At 70.2% G+C, this 23,762-nt stretch carries 15 protein-coding genes; 10 read left to right on the top strand and 5 right to left on the bottom strand.

What is annotated here, in order from left to right:
• Positions 1-79 precede the first annotated feature (79 nt).
• Positions 80-1,693: an NADH-ubiquinone oxidoreductase-F iron-sulfur binding region domain-containing protein gene (locus ACFY10_RS04915; RefSeq protein WP_390663624.1), complete on the bottom strand. Its 1,614-nt coding sequence runs from the start codon at positions 1,691-1,693 to the stop codon at positions 80-82.
• Entirely contained in the window at positions 1,690-2,988 is a 1,299-nt protein-coding gene (locus ACFY10_RS04910; RefSeq protein ID WP_390663623.1) for a cytochrome b/b6 domain-containing protein, read from the bottom strand. Before ACFY10_RS04910 ends, ACFY10_RS04915 begins: the two co-directional genes overlap by 4 nt.
• A 420-nt stretch (positions 2,989-3,408) precedes the next feature.
• Here ACFY10_RS04910 and leuS point away from each other — a divergent pair, with 420 nt between their 5' ends.
• The 8 genes from leuS (at position 3,409) to holA (ending at position 14,122) form a co-directional block, all read left to right on the top strand.
• Entirely contained in the window at positions 3,409-6,282 is a 2,874-nt protein-coding gene (gene leuS / locus ACFY10_RS04905) for a leucine--tRNA ligase (RefSeq protein ID WP_390663622.1), read from the top strand.
• 142 nt (positions 6,283-6,424) lie between these two features.
• A complete protein-coding gene (locus ACFY10_RS04900) occupies positions 6,425-7,159 on the top strand; it encodes a hypothetical protein (RefSeq protein ID WP_390663621.1) in 735 nt (244 codons plus the stop codon).
• 72 nt (positions 7,160-7,231) lie between these two features.
• Complete coding sequence (locus ACFY10_RS04895; RefSeq protein ID WP_390663620.1) at positions 7,232-8,077, top strand: DegV family protein; 846 nt, start codon at positions 7,232-7,234, stop codon at positions 8,075-8,077.
• A gap of 107 nt (positions 8,078-8,184) precedes the next feature.
• Positions 8,185-9,240 (top strand): helix-hairpin-helix domain-containing protein, encoded by a 1,056-nt coding sequence (locus tag ACFY10_RS04890; RefSeq protein ID WP_390663619.1) that lies wholly within the window; start codon positions 8,185-8,187, stop codon positions 9,238-9,240.
• Positions 9,237-11,855, top strand: a complete 2,619-nt coding sequence (locus ACFY10_RS04885) for a ComEC/Rec2 family competence protein (RefSeq protein ID WP_390663618.1) — start codon at positions 9,237-9,239, stop codon at positions 11,853-11,855. The genes ACFY10_RS04890 and ACFY10_RS04885 overlap by 4 nt, the downstream gene beginning before the upstream one ends.
• A gap of 4 nt (positions 11,856-11,859) precedes the next feature.
• Positions 11,860-12,657, top strand: a complete 798-nt coding sequence (locus ACFY10_RS04880) for an arylamine N-acetyltransferase (protein WP_390663617.1) — start codon at positions 11,860-11,862, stop codon at positions 12,655-12,657.
• A 28-nt stretch (positions 12,658-12,685) separates the two neighbouring features.
• Positions 12,686-12,931: a hypothetical protein gene (locus ACFY10_RS04875; RefSeq protein WP_390663616.1), complete on the top strand. Its 246-nt coding sequence runs from the start codon at positions 12,686-12,688 to the stop codon at positions 12,929-12,931.
• Positions 12,932-13,132: 201 nt separating this feature from the next.
• A complete protein-coding gene (holA, locus tag ACFY10_RS04870; protein WP_390663615.1) occupies positions 13,133-14,122 on the top strand; it encodes a DNA polymerase III subunit delta in 990 nt (329 codons plus the stop codon).
• A 215-nt stretch (positions 14,123-14,337) separates the two neighbouring features.
• Here the strand turns inward: holA and rpsT are convergent, their stop codons facing one another.
• Complete coding sequence (rpsT, locus tag ACFY10_RS04865; protein ID WP_194046147.1) at positions 14,338-14,604, bottom strand: 30S ribosomal protein S20; 267 nt, start codon at positions 14,602-14,604, stop codon at positions 14,338-14,340.
• Between the two features lie 245 nt (positions 14,605-14,849).
• Here rpsT and lepA point away from each other — a divergent pair, with 245 nt between their 5' ends.
• Both lepA and ACFY10_RS04855 read left to right on the top strand, forming a co-directional pair.
• Positions 14,850-16,718, top strand: a complete 1,869-nt coding sequence (gene lepA, locus ACFY10_RS04860) for a translation elongation factor 4 (protein ID WP_390663614.1) — start codon at positions 14,850-14,852, stop codon at positions 16,716-16,718.
• A gap of 266 nt (positions 16,719-16,984) precedes the next feature.
• A complete protein-coding gene (locus ACFY10_RS04855; protein WP_390663613.1) occupies positions 16,985-18,859 on the top strand; it encodes an AMP-dependent synthetase/ligase in 1,875 nt (624 codons plus the stop codon).
• 104 nt (positions 18,860-18,963) lie between these two features.
• Here ACFY10_RS04855 and ACFY10_RS04850 read toward each other — a convergent pair whose 3' ends face one another.
• Both ACFY10_RS04850 and ACFY10_RS04845 read right to left on the bottom strand, forming a co-directional pair.
• Positions 18,964-19,539: a two-component system response regulator gene (locus tag ACFY10_RS04850; protein ID WP_390663612.1), complete on the bottom strand. Its 576-nt coding sequence runs from the start codon at positions 19,537-19,539 to the stop codon at positions 18,964-18,966.
• Between the two features lie 12 nt (positions 19,540-19,551).
• Entirely contained in the window at positions 19,552-23,700 is a 4,149-nt protein-coding gene (locus ACFY10_RS04845) for a HAMP domain-containing protein (RefSeq protein WP_390663611.1), read from the bottom strand.
• Positions 23,701-23,762: the final 62 nt, after the last annotated feature.

Genomic DNA, 23,762 nt, shown 5'->3' with positions numbered 1-23,762 from the left:
GGGATCTTTTGCGTGTTCAGGGGGAGTTGGGAAACACGGAAGGGCCGCCCGGATCGGGCGGCCCTTCGTGGTGCGTGCGTCAGCGGCCCAGTGCGCGCCGCCCGCGGCCCTGGGAGAGGACCGGGAGGTTGCGGGACGGGGTCCTGTCCCGGGGCGTCTCCTCCTCGATGCGCAGGGCGAGCGCCGGGCAACGGCGCACCGCGCGCAGGGCCTTGGCCTCTGCGTAGCGCGGCACCTGGGCCTGGGCGACGGTGGGGAAGCCGTCGGCGCCGAGTTCGAAGACCTCCGGGAGGATGTCCGCGCACAGGCCGTGGCCGCGGCACAGGGTCCAGTCGACGTAGATCTTCTGACGGCTGGGGCCGTTCTCCACGGACTCTCCGCCGCCCGGGATGCCCGCGGGCTGCTGGCCGCCCTCGAAGAGCGGCAGAACGCCCTCCACGGGCCGTCCGCAGCCGTTTCCGAGGACGTGCGCGGCCAGGTCGTCGGTGAACGCCTTGATGGTCGACTCCAGGAACATCGCGGAGCCGTCCGGGTGCGAGCACGCGCCGCGCCGCTTCACGTTCTTGGCGACCTGCTTGAGCGCCTCCAGGGCGGCCGGGCCGCCGCCGTTGAGGATGTCGGCCATGCCGCGCGCGGCGGCCGGCAGACCGAGGTAGCAGGGACCGCACTGTCCCGCGCTCTCCTCGGCCAGCCACTGCGCCACGCGCAGCGACTCGCCCAGCGGACAAGTCTCCTGGGTGATGGGCAGGATGGCGCCGGCACCGAGCGCACCGCCCACCGCGTCCAGGGAGTTGCGGGAGACGATCGCCTCGTTGACCGTCGCCGCGTCGATCCACTTGCCGTGGTAACCACCCGTCAGCACACCCTGCGGGACGGGCGGGGCGCCCGCCAGCTGGAGGACGTAGCGCAGCGGCACGCCTGTGGGGACCTCGATCACCATGGGGCGGGCGACCGCGCCGGAGACCGTCAGCATGACGGTGCCCGGCTCGTCGTACAGACCGGTGTTGCCGTAGCGCTCGGGGCCGATGCGGGCGGCGATCGCCAGCTGGGCGAAGGTCTCGGCGTTCGACAGCAGCGTGGGTGCGCCGCCGACACCGTTCTGGGAGGCGCTGACCTTGCGGCCGGGCGGGATCGCCGGGCCGCCGTCGATGGACCGGATCAGCGACGCTGCCGCTCCGGTCACCATGCGGACGGGATTGCGCTGCACGCGCGCGCGTAGAGCCGACCGGCGTCCGTTGCTCAGGCCGCGTTCGGCGAGCGCGGCCTCCATCGAGCGCTGCGTCGACTCACGGGTGACCCCCACCACGAGCGTGCGGGCACCCAGCGCCTCCGCGACCAGCAGAGCGCCGTCCAGGATGAGGTGCGGGGCACGGTTGATCAGCACCGTGTCCTTGCGGCAGGCCGGCTCGTCCTCGCTTCCGTTGACGACGACGACCGGCCGTACGCCGCGCTTGATCGCTGCTTCGGCGACCGAGCGCAGCTTCTTGTGGAAGGGGAAGCCCGCGCCGCCGCGGCCCTTCAGGTTGATGTTCTCGGCGAGCTTCGCGAGCTGCTCGCCGCCGAGCGGTTCGAGCGGCCCGTGCACCTTGAGGTGCATGGGCAGATCGAGTCTTTCGACAAGGTCGAAGCCAGACGTGAGCTGCGGAAGTCCGACCACGCGGACTTCTGGGACGTCGGGCAGGGCCTCGTTCACCTATAGCCTCCGGAAGGCGTGTTCCAAGGTTCGCCCGAACCCGGCGCGTCGAACGACTCACCGGGCATTGGTTCATTGGCGGGACCGCTGTTGTACGTGTCGTTGGCGTTGTACGTGCCGTAGAGGGTGTTCGTCTCACCGGTGTCGTACACATCACTGTTGCGGTACGCCGCGGTGCCCGAATTGCCGTAGGCCGGGATGTTGTATCCGGTGTCCTGCATCGGGTCGTACGCCGACGGGGGCGCCTCGCCGACCGGCGGGGGCGTGGGGACGGGCCAGCTGCCCGAGCCGCCGTCGACGCGCGGGACCGCCTCCGTGGCCTGCATGTCCATGGGGAGGTCCATGCGTGCGGTCTGGTCGGCCGCGTAGGGCTGCTGGGCGCGCTGCTGGGGCGTGACGGCGCGGTAGGCGGCTGCGAAGCCGCCTGCGGGCTCCGGGGTCATGGTGCGGGCGGCGGGGGCGTCGTAGTAGGGCGCTGCGGGCGTCGTCATCGTGTCGGCGGGGGACGGCTTCGGCGCCCGCGCGTTCTCGTAGCCCGGCAGTGCGGAGGAGGTTTCGGTGACGCGCGCGCGGCTCGCTTCGAGCTCCTCGGCGCGGGCCGAGCCCGGCTCGTTGCCCAGGAGTGCGGCGAGCCGGTCGGCGACCTTGCGCTTGAACGGCCGGGGAGCCGCCCGCAGGGCGAGGGCGCCGGCCACCGCGACCAGGCACAGTTCGTACGAGATCATGAAGAACGGCTTCGCCGCGCGGCCCGCGAACAGGCCGTGGACCAGCGCCGAGCACCAGGCCGGGTAGGCCAGCGCGTGCATGGCGCGCCAGCGCGCCGCGACCGGCGCCGGGGAGGCGAACTGGTTGCGCAGGGCCCCGGTGATGCCCACGAAGATCATGAGCAGTCCGGCCAGCGAGCCGAGGCCGATGAGTCCCGCGCTGCCCTTGACGCCGAGGCTGAAGGGGATCAGCGCGGCGATCAGCACGGTGTGGTCCAGCGCCAGCTTGACGGTGATGTGCACCAGCAGGAACGCGATCGAGCCGACGGCCGTCACCCGGTGGATGCCCTGCGCCACGATCCGCTGGCGCGTGTTCAGGATGAGCCGGTCCTGGGCCACCAGGCCCCAGATCACCGAGCAGGTGAGGCAGACGAGCGACAGGACGCCCGCGCCGAAGTTGAGGAAGTCCTGCAGCCAGCTCCCTCCGAGCAGCACGACGACGGGTATGAGCAGCAGTACGACAGCCGACGCCACCCCATAGGCCGACCGGCCCGGCTTGGGGAGCGAGGTGTTACTACGACGAGGGTTCATGGGGGCAACTCCGAAGCAGTTCCGGGAAGGCGGTCCCGCTGCCGAACTCTAAGTGGCTCCATACCGATGGGTACGAGGTTTGAGTTATTGCGTTGTTATCTAAGGAACACGCGCTCGTTGCGATGTCCCGGTAGTGGGTGTTACGCGAAGTAACTTTTGACCTTGGTTCAGCTTTTGTCGGGTGATGACAGTGGTGCCAAGGAGCCATACGGAAGCGCGTCGCATCGTGCTCAAGCGCTGCGGTACCCTAACGCCATGCGTGCTGTACGCCTTCTGCTTAGCGGGCCGCGCTGATCAGTCCCGACCACCGGGCGAATCGGATGGTCGGAATCGGCGCGGCGTCCCCTCCTGTGCGAGGGGATTTTTCGTTTCTCGAACGACACCGCTGCTGGCAGAGACGATCGATGGAGCTTAAGGATCATGAGCGAGACGAACCCCGCTGCCGCCGCCGAGGTGGCAGCGCCGCACCGCTACACGGCCGCCGTGGCGGCCGAGATCGAGGCACGCTGGCAGGACTTCTGGGACGCCGAGGGCACCTATGCGGCGCCGAACCCCAAGGGTGACCTGGCCGGTGACCCCGAGGTCGTCGCCCGGCCCAAGAAGTTCATCATGGACATGTTCCCGTACCCCTCCGGTGCGGGCCTGCACGTCGGCCACCCGCTGGGGTACATCGCCACCGACGTCTTCGCGCGCTTCCAGCGCATGACCGGCCACAACGTCCTGCACACCCTGGGCTTCGACGCCTTCGGCCTGCCCGCCGAGCAGTACGCCGTGCAGACCGGCACGCACCCGCGGGTGTCCACCGAGGCCAACATCGAGGCCATGAAGCGGCAGCTGCGCCGCCTGGGCCTGGGCCACGACAAGCGCCGGTCGTTCGCCACGATCGACCCGGACTACTACAAGTGGACCCAGTGGATCTTCCTGCAGATCTTCAACTCCTGGTACGACGACGAGGCCGACAAGGCCCGCCCGATCTCCGAGCTGATCGCCCAGTTCGAGACCGGTGACCGTGCCGTACCGGGGCACACGCGCGCGTGGAGCGAGCTGACCGCCGCCGAGCGTGCCGACGTCCTGGGCGATTTCCGCCTGGCGTACGCCTCCGACGCGCCGGTCAACTGGTGCCCCGGCCTGGGCACCGTGCTGGCCAACGAGGAGGTCACCGCCGACGGCCGCTCCGAGCGCGGCAACTACCCGGTGTTCAAGGCCAAGCTGCGTCAGTGGAACATGCGCATCACCGCCTACGCCGACCGGCTGCTGGACGACCTGAACGAGCTGGACTGGCCCGAGGCCATCAAGCTGCAGCAGCGCAACTGGATCGGCCGCTCCGAGGGCGCCCGCGTCGACTTCCCGATCGACGGCGAGCGCATCACGGTCTTCACCACGCGCCCGGACACCCTGTTCGGCGCGTCCTACATGGTGCTGGCCCCCGAGCACCCGCTGGTCGAGAAGTTCACCCCCGCCGCCTGGCCGGAGGGCACGCACGACGTGTGGACCGGCGGTCACGCGACCCCGGCCGAGGCCGTCGCCGACTACCGCGCGCAGGCCGCCTCGAAGTCCGACGTCGAGCGGCAGGCCGAGGCCAAGGACAAGACCGGCGTCTTCATCGGCGCGTACGCGACCAACCCGGTCAACGGCGACCAGGTCCCGGTCTTCATCGCCGACTACGTCCTGATGGGCTACGGCACGGGCGCGATCATGGCCGTACCCTGCGGCGACCAGCGCGACTTCGAGTTCGCGCGGGCCTTCGAGCTGCCGATCCACTGCATCGTCGAGCCGACCGACGGCCGCGGCACCGACACCTCGACGTGGGAGAACGCCTTCGGGGCGTACGACGCGAAGATCATCAACTCCTCCAACGACGACATCTCCCTGGACGGCCTGGGCGTCGCCGAGGCCAAGGCGCGCATCACCGAGTGGCTGGCGCGCAAGGGCATCGGCGAGGGCACCGTCAACTTCCGCCTGCGCGACTGGCTGTTCAGCCGCCAGCGCTACTGGGGCGAGCCCTTCCCGATCGTCTACGACGAGGACGGCATCGCCCACTCGCTGCCCGAGTCGATGCTGCCGCTGGAGCTGCCGGAGGTCGAGGACTACTCGCCGCGCACCTTCGACCCGGACGACGCCGACACGTCCCCGGAGACCCCGCTGTCCCGCAACGAGGACTGGGTCAACGTCACCCTGGACCTGGGCGACGGGCCGAAGCCGTACCGCCGCGAGACCAACACCATGCCCAACTGGGCCGGTTCCTGCTGGTACGAGCTGCGCTACCTGGACCCGCACAACAGCGAGCAGCTGGTCGACCCGGAGATCGAGCAGTACTGGATGGGCCCGCGCGAGGGTCAGCCGCACGGCGGTGTCGACCTGTACGTGGGCGGCGCCGAGCACGCCGTGCTGCACCTGCTGTACGCGCGCTTCTGGTCCAAGGTCCTGTTCGACCTGGGGCACGTCTCCTCCGCGGAGCCGTTCCACAAGCTGTTCAACCAGGGCATGATCCAGGCCTACGTCTACCGCGACAGCCGTGGTATCGCGGTGCCGGCCGCCGAGGTGGAGGAGCGCGACGGCGCCTACTACTACCAGGGCGAGAAGGTCTCCCGGCTGCTGGGCAAGATGGGCAAGTCCCTGAAGAACGCGGTCACTCCGGACGAGATCTGCGCCGAGTACGGGGCGGACACGCTGCGCCTGTACGAGATGGCGATGGGCCCGCTGGATGTGTCGCGGCCGTGGGACACGCGCGCGGTGGTGGGCCAGTTCCGGCTGCTGCAGCGGCTGTGGCGCAACGTCGTCGACGAGGCGACCGGCGAGGTCACCGTCGTCGACGCCGAGCCCGACGAGGAGACGCTGCGCGCCCTGCACAAGGCGATCGACGGGGTGCGCCAGGACCTGGAGGGACTGCGCTTCAACACCGCCATCGCCAAGGTCACGGAGCTGAACAACCACCTGACCAAGGCGGGCGGTGCGGTGCCGCGCTCGGTTGCCGAGCCGCTGGTGCTGCTGGTCGCACCGCTGGCCCCGCACATCGCCGAGGAGCTGTGGCGCAAGCTGGGCCGCACCGGCTCGGTCGTCCACCAGGACTTCCCGGTCGCCGACCCGGCGTACGTCGTCGACGAGTCCGTGACCTGCGTGGTGCAGATCAAGGGCAAGGTCAAGGCGCGGCTGGAGGTCTCGCCGTCCATCTCCGAGGAGGAGCTGGAGAAGGTCGCGCTGGCCGACGAGAAGGTAATCGCGGCGCTGGACGGCGCGGGGATCCGGAAGGTGATCGTGCGGGCGCCGAAGCTGGTCAACATCGTTCCGGCATAAGCGCGGGCGACCCGGGGCGTGAGCGCCTCGGGGTAGTCCCCTACGGGCAGGTTCGGGGTTTCTCTGGAACTCCGGGCCTGCCCGCCTCGTTTACCGTGGAAGAGCGACGCGGGGCGTGTCGCGACCGGTCGGAGGAGGAGCGGTGGAAGCAGTGATCGCAGTGTTCGCCCTGCTCTTCGTGCTCTTCCTGGTACTGGGCGCCTACGCCACGGTGAAGGTCGTCGGCGCCGCCAAGCGCGGCGTGGACCGCACGATCACCCAGGCCCGCCGCACGGTCGAGGACCACACCCTGCGGGCCAAGTCCTTCGTCCAGCCCGGAGCGGCGGGCGAGGTGGCCCAACTGCGGCTGAAGCTGCGCACGTCGATGCGTGCCACGCAGGACGCGCTGCACGCGGGCGCGGCCGAGGACGAGTCCCTCAAGGAGTCCCTGGGGCTCTTCGAGCGCCTCAGCGCGCACGGGCACGAACTGGACGGCGATCTCAAGCGCCTGGAGGCCGAGCCGGACCGGACGACGCTCGCCGAGCGGCTGCCCGCCCTGCGGGAGCGCACCGAGCGCATCGTTCAGTCGGCGGACGCACTGCGCTGGGCGGCCCGCGACCGGGCCCGCCGCTTCGCCGACGACGACCTGGACTCGCTGAGCGCGCAGATAGACGTCGAGGCGGGAGCCCTGCGGCACTGGACGGCAGCGGAGCCGGCGTCGACCCCGCCGCCGTGGCCCGAGGCCCCGGCCGCCGATGCCGAGGCATCCCGGCAGACCTGGCCCGACGGGCCCGGGCCCCGCACCGCCGAGGAGCCGGCGCGACCCGCGATCACCCCGCCCGGGCGCCGCCCCGCCTACCCCTGGCAGAAGAAACCCCGCCCCGAGAGCACTACTTGATCCGGTCAAGGGCAGACCAGGTGAGAGGGGCCGGGCTGCCGTCCGGGCGCTACGGCAGGTAACCTCCAGCTCATGTCCCGCCATGTCGCGATCGTCACCGATTCAACGGCCTACCTGCCGCCGCGGACGATGGAGCGCCACGGCATCACAGCGGTGCCCCTGACCGTGGTCCTCGGCGACCAGGCACTGGACGAGGGCACCGAGATCTCGACGCGGTCCCTGGCCCAGGCACTGCAGAAGCGGCGCCCCGTGACCACCTCGCGCCCCAGCCCCGAGCTCTTCGCCGAGACCTACCGCAAAGTCGCCGAGTCCGGCGCCACCGGCATCGTCTCCCTCCACCTCTCCGCCGAACTGTCGGGCACGTACGACGCGGCGGTCCTGGCGGCGCGTGAGGCGCCGGTGCCGGTGCGGGTGGTGGACACCGGGGCGGTCGCGATGGCGCTCGGGTTCTGCACGCTCGCCGCTGCGGAGGCGGCGGAGGCGGGCGGGACGGTGGACGAGGCCGTCACGGCTGCGGAGAAGCGGGCCTCCGGCACCTCCGCCTACTTCTACGTCGACACCCTCGACTATCTGCGCCGCGGTGGCCGGATCGGCGCCGCGCAGGCGCTGCTGGGCTCCGCGCTCGCCGTGAAGCCGCTGCTGCAGCTGGACGGCGGCCGTATCGAACTCCTGGAGAAGGTCCGCACGGCGTCGAGGGCGATCGCCCGCCTCGAGGAGATCGTGGCCGACCGCGCCGGCAGCGCCCAGGTCGACATCGCCGTCCACCATCTCGCCGCCCCCGAGCGGGCGTCGGCCCTCGCGGACCGGTTGCGGGCGCGCGTGCCCGGGCTGGCCGACCTGTATGTGAGTGAGGTGGGAGCGGTGATCGGGGCGCACACCGGGCCCGGGCTGCTCGGGGTCGTGGTCTCGCCGCGGTGACGGTTCCCTCACCCGTGCGGGTGGCGGAGTTTTCCACAACTGGGCGGTAATCCCCGGGAATTGAGCAAGATCATCGCGGTGGTGGCGGGGTGCCCGATCCTCGTCGCATGGCACTTCGATCACGTTCACGTACAGCGACCGTCTCCAGCGGCCCGGGGCGGGCAGCCGCCTCCGACGGGCGGGTCCGTCATCGTCGGCCACCGGGCCGGGGCCCGGTCCGGCATAGGCACCGGCATGCGTCTGCGGAGGAACTCCGTCGGCGTGCGGCGGTGCTGTTCCCCGAACGGGCCGGTGAGTGGCGGGAGTCGGGAGCCGGGCCCCCGGCCGCCCCGGCGACGGAGGAGGACGACGAGTTCGACTCTCCCCGAGCCCTGCCCCGGGACGGCAAGGCCTCTGACACCGATCCCGCGGTCGACACCGATGCCGCCGGCGGGCCTGCCGGGGACGGCTGGCGTGCGCGGGCCGGGCTTGCTCTGCGGGAGCGGATGCCGCTGTGGCTGCAGGCGAGGTGCGGGCTGGAGCGGCGGAGCGTGGTCGCGCTCACGGCGCTGCTCGTGGTTGCGGCAGCCTTCGCCGTTCAGCACTTCTGGGCCGGGCGGACACAGTCCGTGCGGGCGCCCGATGTGGTGCGGGCGGCGGCTCCGTTCGGCGAACGGAAGGGGAGCGGGGCGCCGGCGCCGGGCGCTTCGCCCGGGGCGATGAATGCCGCAGGCACGGCCGGCGCAGAGATCGTCGTGGACGTCAGCGGCAAGGTGCGCGAACCCGGGATTCATCGCCTGCCCACCGGTTCACGCGTCGCCGACGCGTTGCGCGCGGCCGGTGGGGTGCGTCCCGGTACGAGCACGGACGGGCTGAACCGGGCCCGTCTCCTCGTGGACGGAGAGCAGGTGATCGTCGGCGGTCCCGCCGCCCCGGTGCCCGGTGCAGCGGCCGCCGGCCCGGCCGGCTCGGCGCCGGGCGCCGCACCCGCGGCTCCGGTCCCCCTCAACACCGCCACCGTGGACCAGCTCGACACCCTGCCGGGCGTCGGCCCCGTGCTCGCCCAGCACATCGTCGACTACCGCACACAGCACGGCGGTTTCCGCTCGGTGGATGAACTGCGCGAGGTCAACGGCATCGGCGACCGCCGCTTCGCCGATCTCCGGAATCTCGTACGGCCATGAGGCGCGCTCCCGATCTCCTGGCCCGGCGCGCGGCCGTCCACGCCGCCTCCTCGGGACGGCTCGGAGCCGCCCACCCCCGACAGGAAGGACCGACGGACCTACGCCTCGTACCGCCCGCGCTCGCGGTCTGGGCGACGGCTGCGGTGATGCTGGACGCGACGTCCGGATGGGTCACGGGCGTCGCGGTCGGGTGCCTCACTGTGGCGGTGGTCCTGCTGCTCGTACGGCGACGGGGCGTGCGGGTCGGTTCGCCGGGGCCGGGAGTGTGGCCGCGGGTCTCGGTCGCGGCTGTGCTCCTCTGCGTCGCCGCGGCGGCCGTTTCCGCCGGGCTGCATGGAGCCGACCTGCGGCGTGGGCCCGTGCCCGGGCTGGCGCGGCAGTACGCCACCGTGACCGCCGAGGTCGAGGTCACCTCCGACCCACGGCTCACCCGGCCCCGGATCAAGGGGGATCACGCCGCTCCGGCCTCCGTGGTGATCGAGGGGGAGGTGCGGAAAGTGTCGGAGGCGGACGGGACGGCGGTGGTGACGCGGACCCCGGTGTTGGTGATCGTCGACGCGAGGTCGCGTGGGATGGGGCTGGAGGCGGGGCCGCCTGGGGCGGGGCGTGCCCTTGATGGGGGTTTCAAGGGCTCGACCGAGCCGGGAGCGGGCGTCGAATCCTCAGCCGACGGGCCGCAGAGGTCGCCGTGGCTCGGGTTGTTGCCCTCCACGCGGGTGCGGATCCTTGGGCGCCTGGCGCCCGCCGTGGTCGGCGGGGACCGCGTCGCGGCCGTGCTGCGGGTGCGGGGGATGGCCGCGCCGGAGGTGGTGGGCGGGCCGTCGGGAGCACAGCGGTTCGCCGGGCGGCTGCGGGCCGGTCTGCGGGAGGCGACCGACGGGCTGCCGGCGGACGCGCGGGCGTTGCTCCCCGGCCTGGTCGTCGGGGACACCTCGCGGATCACTCCAGAGCTGGACGAGGCCTTCAAGGAGACCGACCTCGCGCACACCCTCGCGGTGTCCGGCAGCAACCTCACCATCATTCTTGCCCTGCTCATCGGACCACCCGGCACGGCACAACTGGTGGAGCGCCGAGGGCTCGCGCCCCGGCTCGGCATCCCGCTGCGGACGACCGCGCTGCTCGGCGGAGCGCTCACCCTCGGGTTCGTGGTCGTGTGCAGACCGGATCCGAGCGTGCTGCGGGCCGCGGCCTGCGGGGCTGTCGTACTGCTCGCCCTGGCGACCGGACGCCGCAGATCACTGATCCCCGCGCTGGCGACGGCGGTACTGCTGCTCGTGCTGTACGACCCTTGGCTGGCCCGGAGTTACGGCTTCCTGCTCTCCGTGCTGGCCACCGGCGCCCTGCTCACGCTGGCGCCCCGCTGGAGCGAGGCACTGCGCCGGCGCCGGGTCCCGCCGAGGCTGGCCGAGGGGCTGGCCGCGGCGGCCGCGGCCCAGGCGCTGTGCGCGCCCGTCGTCGCCGTGCTGTCGGCGCGAGTGAGTCTGGTGGCGGTGCCGTGCAATCTGCTGGCGGAGATCGCGGTGGCGCCGGCCACGGTGCTGGGCTTCGCGGCGCTGGCGACGGCGCCGGTGCTGATGCCGCCGGCCAAGGCGCTGGCCTGGTGCGCGAGTTGGCCCGCAGGCTGGATCGCGGACATCGCCCGGACGGGGGCCGCCCTGCCCGGCGGGGGCATGGACTGGCCGGGCAGCTGGGCCGGGGCGGGGCTGCTCGCCCTGGTCACGGCGGCCGCCCTGCTGATCGGCCGACGGCTGCTGAGACATCCGTGGCTGTGCGGTGCCTGCGGGGTGCTGCTCGTGCTCGTCGTCGTGCAGCCGCCGCCGTTGACCAGGGTGATCACGGGGTGGCCGCCGCCGGGGTGGCGGTTCGCGATGTGCGATGTGGGGCAGGGCGATGCGACGGTGCTCGCGGCGGGGGACGGCAGCGGTGTGGTGGTGGACGCCGGGCCCGATCCGACGCTCGTCGACCACTGTCTGCGCACGCTCGGCATCACCAGGATCCCCCTGATCGTGCTCACCCACTTCCATGCCGACCATGTGGCCGGGTTGCCCGGTGTGCTGCGCGGACGTTCGGTGGGCGCGATCGAGACGACGGGCTTTGAACAGCCCGCGGACCAGGTGCAGTTCGTACGGAAGGAGGCGGCGGCACGGCACATCCCGCTCACCCGCGCCGTGGCAGGGGAGCAGCGCCGGACCGGTTCGCTCTCCTGGCAGGTGCTGTGGCCCCCACCCCGCCCGGCACCGGATCCGGACGGCCCGAACGATGCCAGCGTCGCCATGCTCGTCAGGTCGGGCGGACTGCGGCTCCTGCTGCTCGGAGATCTCGAACCCCCGGCCCAGCAGGCGCTGTTGAGATCGCCGGAGGGCGCGCTGCTCGGCGGTGTCGACGTACTCAAAGTGGCCCACCACGGTTCGGCGTACCAGGATCCGGAGCTGATACGCAGGGTGGCGCCGCGGATCGCTTTGATCAGTTGCGGGGAGCACAACATGTACGGTCACCCTGCCCCCAGCACGGTCGCGGCGCTGCGGGCCGAGGGCGCGGTGGTGCTGCGGACGGACCAGGACGGGGCCCTCGCGGTCACGGGGGAAGGCGGGGACCTGGGGGTGGCGCGAGACTGAGGGCATGAATTCAGCACAGGCCGATGCCTACCTCCGCCGCCTGGGAGTCGAGCGCCCGGCGCGGGCCGTCGGCGCCACCGCCGACGTGCTGCGCGAACTGCACCTGCGGCATCTGCGGACAGTGCCCTTCGAGAACCTGTCGATCCACCTCGGCGAGGAGATCGTGCTGGAGGAGAAGCGGCTGCTGGACAAGGTGGTGGGGGCGCGGCGGGGCGGGTTCTGCTACGAACTCAACGGGGCGTTCGGGGCCTTGCTCGCCGCCCTCGGCTTCGAGGTCACGCTGCTCGCGGCGCGGGTGCACGGGGACGAGGGGCGGCTCGGGATTCCGTACGACCATCTCACGCTGCGGGTGGGGGCCTCGGACGGGAGTGAGTGGCTGGCGGACGTGGGCTTCGGGGCGCACAGCCACTACCCGCTGGCATTCGGTGAGAGGGGTGAGCAGGAGGATCCCGGCGGCAGCTTCCGGATCGTCGAGACGGGGCCGGACCTGGACGTCGTCGTGAACGGCAGGCCGCAGTACCGGCTGGAGGTGCGCCCCCGTGAGCTCGGCGACTTCGTGGCCGGGGCGTGGTGGCACAGCACCTCGCCCGCGTCGCACTTCGTGCAGTCGCTGGTGTGCTCAAGGGTGACGGAGGACGGAGGGAGGATCACGCTCAGCGGGCGCACGTTCAAGGTGACGGGTGCCGACGGGGCGCGGGAGGAGCGCGAGTTGGGCACGGACGCGGAGGTGCTCGGGGCGTATCGGGACCGGTTCGGGATCGAACTCGGCCGTGTGCCGACCGTGCGAGTGCCGGGGTGCTGAGCTGCCGGGGTGCCGGACAATGGCTGCCGTGAGTGATGTGAGACATGTGCTGGTGCTGCCCGACCGTGATGCCGCTGAGGAGGTGGCCGAGGCGCTCGGGGAGCGGTTCGCAGTGTCCGAGGAGCCGCAGCTCGTACGGGATGCGCTGGCCGGTGAGGACGATGCGGAGGACGCGCAGTGGCTGGTCGTGCTGCGGGACGAGGCCGGGCGGCTGGACCCCGGGGAACTGGACGAGTTCGTGGGGGCGTGGGACGGGTGGCGGGAGGAGCCGTAACGCTCCGCTGGTAGCGCCGGACGACTGATTGTCGAGTGTCGGCTGCGGGCCGGACGTGGCTGGTCGCTCCCCCACTTCTCGGCTTCGCTCGAAGCGGGGGGACCCCCATCGCGGCGGAGCCGCAGTTCGATACAGCCCCGCGCCCCTTTGGCCGCGGCCGTGCAGGCCGCGTTGTCAGTGCCCCATGACATGCTTGTCGCGATGGCCAGGAAGACTGCTGAAGACGACCCTCTCGCCCCGCTGACGCTTGCCGTGGGCCAGGAGGACCTCCTGCTCGACCGTGCCGTGCAGGAGGTGGTGGCCGCCGCCAGGGCTGCCGACGCCGACACGGACGTACGTGACCTGACACCGGACCAGCTGCAGCCCGGCACGCTCGCCGAGCTGACCAGCCCCTCGCTCTTCGCGGAGCGCAAGGTCGTGGTCGTACGAAACGCCCAGGATCTCTCCGCCGACACCGTCAAGGACGTGAAGGCCTATCTCGGGGCGCCCGCCGAGGAGATTACCCTCGTGCTGGTGCACGCGGGCGGGGCCAAGGGCAAGGGGCTTCTCGACGCCGCGCGCAAGGTCGGGGCGCGGGAGGTGGCCTGTCCGAAGATGACCAAGCCGGCGGATCGGCTGGCCTTTGTGCGGGGGGAGTTCAGAGCGGCCGGGAGGTCTGCCACGCCCGAGGCCTGCCAGGCGCTCGTCGACGCCATCGGGAGTGATCTCCGGGAGCTGGCGTCCGCCGTCTCCCAGCTGGTCGCCGACGTCGAAGGGACCATCGACGAGGCTGTCGTCGGGCGGTACTACACCGGGCGGGCCGAGGCGTCGAGCTTCACGGTGGCCGACCGGGCCGTGGAGGGGCGGGCGGCCGAGGCCCTGGAGGCGCTCAGGTGGTCGCTGGCCACCGGGGTGGCGCCGGTGATGATCACCAGTGCGCTGGCGCAGGGTGTGCGGGCGATCGGGAAGCTCTCGTCCGCGCGCGGGGGCCGGCCGGCGGATCTGGCGCGTGAGCTGGGGATGCCGCCGTGGAAGATCGACCGGGTGCGGCAGCAGATGCGGGGGTGGACGCCGGACGGGGTGGCGGTGGCCCTGCGGGCGGTTGCCGAGGCCGATGCGGGAGTGAAGGGGGGCGGGGATGATCCCGAGTACGCGTTGGAGAAGGCGGTCGTGGTGATTGCCCGCGCTGCGCGGTCTCGCGGGCGGGCGTAGGGAGCCTGGACAACAACGCCGAAGGCCCCGGCGCCCCGCCCTGGGGAAGGGCTGGGTGCCGGGGCCTTCGGCTCGAGATTTCGGATCCGCGCCCGCGTGGCGAACGCAGGCCGCGCGCGGATCCTCGGGTGCCGGTCGGGAGCGGATGAGAGAGGGCCCGCTCTGGGTCCTTCCGGCGATTCGGCCCCGTGGGACCGGTCAGATCAGTAAGAGGTTCAGCCCTTGATGGAGGCGACCTTGGAAGCAAGCGCCGACTTCTTGTTGGCGGCCTGGTTCTTGTGGATGACGCCCTTCGAGACGGCCTTGTCGAGCTGACGCGCGGCAGCGCGCTGGTACTCGGTGGCCTTCTCGACGTCACCCGCGGCAGCGGCCTCGCGGGCCTTGCGGATCGCGGTCTTCAGGGAGGACTTGACGGCCTTGTTGCGCAGCCGGGCCTTCTCGTTGGTCTTGATCCGCTTGATCTGGGACTTGATGTTCGCCACTGATTGAGCCTTTTCAGGTTCAGGTACAGGGCCAGGAGTACTCCGTGCAGGAGATACCGGGTCCCGTACCAGGTGATTTCTTGGGAGTTGTGACTCGTGCTGAGAGGGCATGAGACACAGCCACCCAGAGTACCAGCGGCCGTCCCGACGGCCCAAAACGGTCCCAGGTCGCCACCCGTGGGACCATGGAGCCTACGTATCGATCCGACCCGAGGCATAAGGCGCCTCAAGAGACAGGACCCTGCGTGCCCGCGACCCCTAACAATGTGCCCGAGCCGAGCCGTACCGCCCCGGCTCTGATCCGCAATTTCTGCATCATCGCGCACATCGACCACGGCAAGTCCACGCTCGCCGACCGGATGCTCCAGCTGACCGGTGTGGTCGAGCAGCGGCAGATGCGTGCTCAGTACCTCGACCGGATGGACATCGAGCGCGAGCGTGGCATCACGATCAAGTCCCAGGCGGTGCGTCTGCCGTGGGCTCCGACGCATGAGCCCGGCAACACGCACATCCTCAACATGATCGACACCCCGGGGCACGTCGACTTCACCTACGAGGTCTCGCGGTCGCTCGCCGCCTGTGAGGGCACCGTCCTCCTCGTCGACGCCGCCCAGGGCATCGAGGCCCAGACCCTCGCCAACCTCTACCTGGCGATGGAGAACGACCTCACGATCATCCCCGTACTGAACAAGATCGACCTGCCGGCCGCGCAGCCCGAGAAGTTCGCCGAGGAACTCGCGAACCTCGTCGGCTGCGACCCGGACGACGTGCTGCGGGTGTCCGCCAAGACCGGCCTCGGCGTCGACGCGCTGCTCGACAAGGTGGTCAAGGAGATCCCGGCGCCGGTCGGCGTCGCGGACGCCCCCGCCCGCGCGATGATCTTCGACTCGGTCTACGACTCCTACCGCGGCGTCGTGACGTACGTACGAGTCGTCGACGGCCAGCTCAACAAGCGTGAGCGGATCCGGATGATGTCCACCGGTGCCACGCACGAGCTGCTGGAGATCGGGACCAACTCGCCCGAGATGCTGGGTGCCGACGGCCTGGGTGTCGGTGAGGTGGGTTACCTCATCACCGGTGTGAAGGACGTCCGCCAGTCCAAGGTCGGCGACACGATCACCAGCCTGCACAAGGGCGCGACCGAGGCCCTCGGGGGATACAAGGACCCCAAGCCGATGGTCTTCTCCGGGCTCTATCCGCTGGACGGGTCCGACTACCCCGAGCTGCGCGACGCCCTCGACAAGCTCCAGCTCAACGATGCAGCGCTCGTCTACGAGCCGGAGACCTCGGCCGCCCTCGGCTTCGGTTTCCGCGTCGGTTTCCTGGGGCTGCTGCACCTGGACGTGATCCGTGAGCGGCTGGAGCGCGAGTTCGGGCTCGACCTCATCGCGACCGCGCCCAACGTGGTCTACCGCGTGATCATGGAGGACGGGGCCGAGCACACGGTCACCAACCCCAGCGAGTTCCCCGAGGGCAAGATCAACGACGTGTACGAGCCCGTCGTACGCGCCACGATCCTCGCCCCGAGCGAGTTCATCGGGTCGATCATGGAGCTGTGCCAGACCCGGCGCGGCACCCTTCTCGGCATGGACTACCTGTCCGAGGACCGCGTCGAGATCCGCTACACGCTCCCCCTCGCGGAGATCGTCTTCGACTTCTTCGACCAGCTGAAGTCCAAGACCCGCGGTTACGCCTCGCTGGACTACGAGCCCACCGGCGAGCAGACCTCCAGCCTGGTCAAGGTCGACATCCTGCTGCACGGCGACAAGGTCGACGCGTTCTCCGCGATCACCCACAAGGACGCGGCCTACGCCTACGGTGTGCGGCTCGTCGCCAAGCTGCGCGAGCTCATCCCGCGGCAGGCCTTCGAGGTGCCGATCCAGGCCGCCATCGGCTCCCGGGTGATCGCCCGCGAGACCATCCGGGCCATCCGCAAGGACGTCCTCGCCAAGTGCTACGGCGGCGACATCTCCCGTAAGCGCAAGCTGCTGGAGAAGCAGAAGGAGGGCAAGAAGCGGATGAAGATGGTGGGTTCCGTGGAGGTTCCACAGGAGGCCTTCATCGCCGTGCTCTCCAGTGATGACAGCGCGGGGTCGGGCAAGGGCAAGAAGTAACCGCGGGTAACAACGGGTTACGGAACCAATCCGGACACAACAGGGGCTCGTCGTACGAAAGCGCGACGGGCCCCTACGCGTGCGTAGTGTCGCTCTCTGTAGGAAGTGACAGGCCGTCGCCCCTTACGCACCGGCCGGTCGGGCTCTACCCTGATCTCTGCTCGATAGTTACTCGCGAGTTAAACAACAGCGCGCGAGTCGATACAGCCGCAGTCAATACCGCCGCACTTGAGCCAGCCGCACTGCCGCGGGCCCCGGAGGATGTCGTGAGCGACACACAAACCCTGATCGAGAACCGTCCGCCGAGCGTGGCGAACCTCTTCCTGGAGCGCGTTGCGGCCACACCGGACGCCGAGGCCTACCGCTATCCGGTGGCCTCCGCCTCCGGTGAGGGCCCCGACGACTGGAAGGCGCTGAGCTGGGGGCAGGCCGCCGAGCGGGTCTACGCGATCGCGGCCGGTCTGATCGAGCTCGGCGTGCAGCCCGAGCAGCGCGTCGCGCTCGCCGCCTCCACCCGGGTCGAGTGGATCCTCGCCGACCTCGGCATCCTGTGCGCCGGAGCGGCCACGACCACGGTGTACCCGCAGACCAACGCCGACGAGTCGGCGTTCATCCTCTCCGACTCCGAGAGCCGGGTGCTGATCGCGGAGGACGCGGCACAGCTGGCCAAGGCGGTCGAGAAGCGCGCCGAGCTGCCCGACCTCACGCATGTCGTCGTGATCGACCCGGCCGGCGTCGAGACCAGCGACTGGGTGCTCACCCTCAGCGAGCTGGAGGCCCGGGGCGCCGCCCGGCTGGAGAAGGACCCCGACCTGATCAAGGAGCGGGTCGGTGCGATCACGTCCGATCAGCTCGCGACCCTGATCTACACCTCGGGCACCACCGGCCGCCCCAAGGGTGTGCGCCTGCCGCACGACAACTGGGCGTACATGGCGAAGGCGATCGCCGCGACCGGCCTGATCAGCGCCGAGGACGTGCAGTACCTGTGGCTGCCGCTCGCGCACGTCTTCGGCAAGGTGCTCACCTCGGGCCAGATCGAGGTCGGGCATGTCACCGCCGTCGACGGCCGCGTCGACAAGATCATCGAGAATCTGCCGGTCGTGAAGCCGACGTACATGGCGGCCGTCCCGCGCATCTTCGAGAAGGTCTACAACGGGGTCGCGGCCAAGGCGAAGGCCGGCGGCGGCGCCAAGTACAAGATCTTCCAGTGGGCCGCCGAGGTGGCCCGCGAGTACGCCAAGGTCGCGCAGGACAACTTCCGGCGCACCGGCACCGCGTCCGTCCCGTTCTCGCTCGGCGCCAAGCACAAGGCCGCCGACGCGCTGGTCTTCGCCAAGATCCGCGAGGCGTTCGGCGGGAACCTCAGGGCGTGTGTGTCCGGGTCGGCGGCCCTTGCGCCGGAGATCGGTTACTTCTTCGCCGGCGCCGGCATCCACATCCTCGAGGGCTACGGCCTCACGGAGTCCTCGGCGGCCTCCTTCGTGAACCCCGGCGAGGCCTACCGCACCGGCACGGTCGGCAAGCCGCTGCCCGGCACGGAGGTGCGTATCGCGGACGACGGAGAGATCCTGCTGCGCAGCCCGGGGATCATGGAGGGCTACCACGGGCTGCCCGAGAAGACCGCCGAGGTGCTGGAGTCGGACGGCTGGTTCCACACCGGTGACATCGGTGAGCTGTCCCCGGACGGCTATCTGCGCATCACCGACCGCAAGAAGGACCTCATCAAGACGTCCGGCGGCAAGTACATCGCGCCCGCCGAGGTCGAGGGGCAGTTCAAGGCGGTGTGCCCGTACGTCTCCAACATCCTGGTGCACGGGGCCGACCGGAACTTCTGCACGGCGCTGATTGCTTTGGACGAGCCGTCCATTCTCGAGTGGGCCAAGGAGAACGGGCTGGAGGGCAAGCCGTACGCCGACGTCGTGGCTGCGCCGGCCACCGTTGCCCTGATCGAGGGGTACGTCAAGGAGCTCAACGCCGGGCTGCAGCGGTGGCAGACGGTCAAGAAGTTCCGGCTGCTGCCGCGTGACCTCGATGTGGAGCACGGTGAGATCACGCCCAGCCTGAAGCTGAAGCGGCCGGTTGTCGAGCGGGAGTACAAGCACCTCATCGATGAGATGTACGCCGGTACGCGCGAAGCGTAGGGGGTGGCGGGGGTTGCTTCGCGGCTGACGGTTCGTCGTGGTTGATCGCGCCCACGCGGCGGAGCCGCAAATCGACACAGCCCCGCGCCCCTGAAAGCCAAAAGCTAAAAGCCGCGCCCCCTGGCTACAAGTTCCCGTAGCTCCCGGACCTGCACACGCAGTGCTGCCAGGTCCGGGGGCTCCTCCGCGTCCAGCTGCCTCTCCAGTTCGGCCAGCCTGCTGCCCACCTCCCCGTAGTCCGCCTGCTCCTGAGCCACCAGGCGTTCCAGCTGCTGGTTCTTGCGGTGGAGGTCCAGGAAGACGGTGACCTTTGCCCGTAGGACCCAGGGGTCGAAGGGCTTGGTCAGGTAGTCCGCGGCTCCTGTGGCGTAGCCGCGGAACGCGTAGCCGGAGTCGTCCTCCGCTCCCGTCAGGAAGATGATCGGGACGTCCTTGGTCTGGTCGAGCCGCTTGATGTTCGCGGCCGTCTCGAATCCGTCCATGCCGGGCATGCGCACGTCGAGCAGGACGAGGGCGAAGTGCTGGCGCAGCAGCGCCTTCATCGCCTCCTCGCCCGAACGTGCGCGTACCAGCGGCTCGTTGAGGGACCCCAGGACGGCCTCCAGCGCGATCAGGTTGTCCTCCATGTCGTCCACGAGGAGGATGCTGGCGCGCTCGTTGGTCGTTGCCTCAGCGCTCATGGTGAGTGTGCCTCATTCGATGGTCGGCCCGGCTGCCGCTTCCTCGGTCGTGCCCGGCTGCGGGGCAGTGGTGTCGGTGGTCTCGTCCGCGCCCTCCGGATCCAGCAGCGCGCAGACGACCGTCAGCAGCTGGTCGACGTCCACCGGCTTCGGTACGTAGTCGTTCGCACCCCGGCCGATGGACTTCTCGCGGTCTCCGGGCATCGCCTTCGCGGTCAGGGCGACGATCGGCAGACCGGACCAGCGGGGGGTGCGGCGGATGGCGGCGATGGTCTCGTAGCCGTCCATCTCCGGCATCATGATGTCCATCAGGACGAGTTCCACGTCCGGGTTGCGCTCCAGGGTCTCGATGCCCTCGCGGCCGTTCTCCGCGTACAGGACCGGCATGCCGACGCGGCCGAGGACATGGGTGAGGGCGAAGACGTTGCGGATGTCGTCGTCGACGATCAACACCCGCCGCCCGGGCAGTACTTGGCCCGCCCGGCCCGACTTCCACGCCTCCAGTTTGGTGGGGGCCGGCCACGAGTCGTCCACGTCGTGCGTGGCGGTGAACGGCTCGGCGGACAGCTGTTCCGGCACCGGCAGCGCATGTTCCTCGGGGGCCGGTCCGGTCGCCGGGTGTCCGGGGCTGACGACGGGGACGTACAGCGTGAAGGTGGACCCCTTGCCGGGCTCGCTGGTGGCGACGATACGGCCGCCGAGCAGGCCCGCGATCTCCCGGCTGATGGACAGGCCGAGGCCCGTGCCGCCGTACTTGCGGTTGGTGGTGCCGTCGGCCTGCTGGAACGCCTCGAAGATCACCGGGAGTTTCTCGGCCGCGATGCCGATGCCGGTGTCCGTGACGGCGAACGCGATCACGTCGTCGCTGTCGCGGACATGGAGGTGCTCGCCATCCTTGATCCGGCTCACGCGCAGCTCGACCCGGCCCGTCGCGGTGAACTTGATCGCGTTGGAGAGCAGGTTGCGCAGGATCTGCTGCAGCCGCTGCTCGTCCGAGTACATCTCGCGCGGCACGTCCTCGCCGACCGCCACCTCGAAGGCGAGCCCCCGGTCGAGGGTGAGCGGGCGGAAGGTGGCGTGGACGTAGTCGAGGAGCTTGATGAGCGGGAGCTTCTTCGGGCGTACGTCCATCCGGCCGGCCTCGATCTTCGACAGGTCCAGGATGTCGTTGATCAGCTGGAGGAGGTCCGAGCCGGAGCGGTGGATCGTCGTCGCGAACTGCACTTCCTGGTCGGAGAGATGACCGTCCGGGTTGTCGGAGAGGAGCCTCGCGAGAATCAGCAGTGAGTTCAGGGGGGTGCGCAGCTCGTGCGACATGTTCGCCAGGAACTCCGACTTGTACTGGGAGCTGGTGGCCAACAGCGCGGCCTTCTCCTCCAGTTCGGCGTTGGAGCGCTGCAACTCGGCCTGCTGCTTCTGGAGTTCGTCGGAGCGTTCCTGGAGCTGCATGGCCAGGCGCTGGGACTCGCCGAGCAGGGACTCCGTACGGGAGTTGGCGATGATCGTGTTGATCGCGACGGCGATGGTGTTCACGAACTGGTCGAAGAAGGCGAGGTGCACGTCTGAGAAGCGGGAGAAGGACGCCAGCTCGATCACGCCGAGGAGCTTGTCCTCGAAGAGGATCGGGATGATGACGACGCTCGTGGGGGCCGCCTCGCCCAGCCCACTGTTGATCTTGATGTAGTCCGGCGGGGCCTCCTCGACGAGGATCCGCTTCTTCTCGCGGGCCGCCTGCCGGACCAGGCCGTGCACCGGGAGGCCGCCGGTCTCGATGGTCGTGCCCTGGGCCGAGCCGTACCCCGCGATGAACGCGAGGCCCTTCGTGGGCACGGCGGTGCGCAGCCCGGCGCCCTCCTCGTCCGGGTCGGCCAGGAAGAACGCCCCGTACTGGGCGTTCACCAGTGGGGTCAGCTCGCGCAGCAGCAGGTCGGCGACCTCCATCAGGTCGCGGTGGCCCTGCATCAGCGCGGCGAGACGGGCCAGGTTGGACTCCAGCCAGTCCTTCGCGCGGGTGGTCTCGCGGAGGTTGGCCACCATCAGGTTGATGTTGTCCTTGAGCTCGGCGACCTCGCCCTGGGTCTCCACGGTGATCGAGCGGGACATGTCGCCCTGGGCCACCGCGGAGGCGACCTCGGCGATCGCGCGGACCTGGGTGGTCAGGTTCGACGCCAGCTCGTTCACGTTCGTCGTCAGGCGCTTCCAGGTGCCGTAGACGCCCTCGACCCTTGCCTGGCCGCCGAGTTGACCCTCGGAGCCGACCTCGCGGGCCACGCGGGTGACCTCGGAGGAGAAGGAGGAGAGCGTGTCGACCATCGTGTTGATGGCGGTCTTCAGCTCCAGGATCTCGCCGCGCGCGTCGACGTCGATCTTCTTGGAGAGGTCGCCGTTGGCGACGGCGGTCGTCACCTGGGCGATGTTGCGGACCTGCGAAGTCAGGTTGTCCGCCATGTAGTTGACGTTGTCGGTCAGATCCCGCCACACGCCCGAGACGCCCAGCACCTGGGCCCGGCCGCCGAGTCGGCCGTCGGTGCCGACCTCGCGGGCCACGCGGGTGACCTCGTCGGCGAAGGCGCGCAGCTGCTCCACCATCGTGTTGACGGTGTCCTTCAGCTCCAGGATCTCGCCGCGTGCGTCGACGGTGATCTTCTTGGAGAGGTCGCCGTTGGCGACGGCGGTCGTCACCTGGGCGATGTTCCGCACCTGCGAAGTCAGGTTCAGCGCCATGAAGTTGACGTTGTCGGTCAGGTCCTTCCAGACCCCGCTGACGCCCCGCACCTGCGCCTGGCCGCCGAGGTTTCCCTCGGTGCCGACCTCGCGGGCCACGCGGGTGACCTCGTCGGCGAAGGCGGACAGCTGGTCCACCATCGTGTTGATCGTGGACTTCAGCTCCAGGATCTCGCCCTTCGCCTCGACCGTGATCTTCTTGCCGAGGTCGCCCTGCGCCACGGCGGTCGAGACGAGGGCGATGTTGCGGACCTGCGAAGTGAGGTTGTCCGCCATGAAGTTGACGTTGTCGGTGAGGTCTTTCCAGACGCCGCTGACACCCCGCACCTGCGCCCGGCCGCCGAGGTTTCCCTCCGTACCCACCTCGCGGGCGACGCGGGTGACCTCGTCGGCGAAGGCCGACAGCTGGTCGACCATGGTGTTGATGGTCGACTTCAGTTCCAGGATCTCGCCCTGCGCGTCGACCGTGATCTTCTGGCTCAGGTCGCCGTTGGCGACGGCGGTCGTCACCTGGGCGATGTTGCGGACCTGCGAAGTCAGGTTCGAGGCCATGAAGTTGACGTTGTCGGTGAGGTCCTTCCAGACCCCGCTGACACCCCGCACCTGGGCCCGCCCGCCGAGTTGGCCCTCGGTGCCGACCTCGCGGGCCACGCGGGTGACCTCGTCGGCGAAGGCCGACAGCTGGTCCACCATCGTGTTGACGGTCAGCTTCAGTTCGAGCAGCTCACCGGTCGCCTCGACGGTGACCGTACGGGTCAGGTCACCGCGGGCCACCGCCGTCGTCACCAGGGCGATGTCACGCACCTGAGCGGTCAGCCGGGACGCCATCGTGTTGACCGCCTCGGTCACGTCCCGCCAACTGCCCGAGAGACCCGTCACCTTGGCCCGCCCGCCGAGCCGCCCCTCGGTGCCGACCTCGCGCGCGACCCGGGTCACCTCGCCGGTGAACAGCGACAGCTGGTCGACCATCTTGTTCACGGCCCGGCCCAGCCGTCGCAGATCACCGCGCAACTGCCGGTTGCCGTCGTGCAGATCGACCCGCTGGGTCAGATCACCGCCGGCCACCGCGTCGAGCACCCGCGTCGCGTTCGCCGCCGGGGCCACCAGGGCGTCAAGCAGCTGGTTCACATCGTTGACCCGGGAGGTCCAGGCGCCTTGCCCGGGGCTCGCGGTGACCCGTTCGTCGAGCCGCCCGTGCCGTACCAACTCCCGCTTAACACGTTGCACTTCCCCGTTGAAATGCGTGTTGCGGTCCATGATCTGGTTGAACACGGCCGTCAGCTCGGCCACGATCCCGTGGCCCGTCTCCGGAACCTTCGTGAAGTCGCCGTCCCGGGCGGCGGTCATCGCGGCGAGCAGCGGGCGCAGCTCCGATGCTCGGACTTGTTCCGGTTTTTGACCGTCTTCGAGCACACGCGTAGCACTGTTCTCACTCATGGCGGCCCACTTCGGTAACTCGGCGCTTATGGGCGAGGCCAGTCTGTCACTCTGTCGGCATC

It is taken from the genome of Streptomyces sp. NPDC001401 (assembly GCF_042895385.1).
In the GTDB taxonomy this organism is placed as follows: domain Bacteria; phylum Actinomycetota; class Actinomycetes; order Streptomycetales; family Streptomycetaceae; genus Streptomyces.
The sequence above is the reverse complement of the archived record's forward strand: the minus strand, read 5'-3'. Positions and strand labels throughout refer to the sequence as shown.

Bases quoted from the DNA above. Each gene is read 5' to 3' on its own strand.
- ACFY10_RS04910 (WP_390663623.1), bottom strand. From the start codon at position 2,988: ATGAACCCTCGTCGTAGTAACACCTCGCTCCCCAAGCCGGGCCGGTCG.
- leuS (WP_390663622.1), top strand. From the start codon at position 3,409: ATGAGCGAGACGAACCCCGCTGCCGCCGCCGAGGTGGCAGCGCCGCAC.
- ACFY10_RS04895 (WP_390663620.1), top strand. From the start codon at position 7,232: ATGTCCCGCCATGTCGCGATCGTCACCGATTCAACGGCCTACCTGCCG.
- ACFY10_RS04890 (WP_390663619.1), top strand. From the start codon at position 8,185: ATGGCACTTCGATCACGTTCACGTACAGCGACCGTCTCCAGCGGCCCG.
- ACFY10_RS04885 (WP_390663618.1), top strand. From the start codon at position 9,237: ATGAGGCGCGCTCCCGATCTCCTGGCCCGGCGCGCGGCCGTCCACGCC.
- ACFY10_RS04880 (WP_390663617.1), top strand. From the start codon at position 11,860: ATGAATTCAGCACAGGCCGATGCCTACCTCCGCCGCCTGGGAGTCGAG.
- holA (WP_390663615.1), top strand. From the start codon at position 13,133: ATGGCCAGGAAGACTGCTGAAGACGACCCTCTCGCCCCGCTGACGCTT.
- ACFY10_RS04850 (WP_390663612.1), bottom strand. From the start codon at position 19,539: ATGAGCGCTGAGGCAACGACCAACGAGCGCGCCAGCATCCTCCTCGTG.
- ACFY10_RS04845 (WP_390663611.1), bottom strand. From the start codon at position 23,700: ATGAGTGAGAACAGTGCTACGCGTGTGCTCGAAGACGGTCAAAAACCG.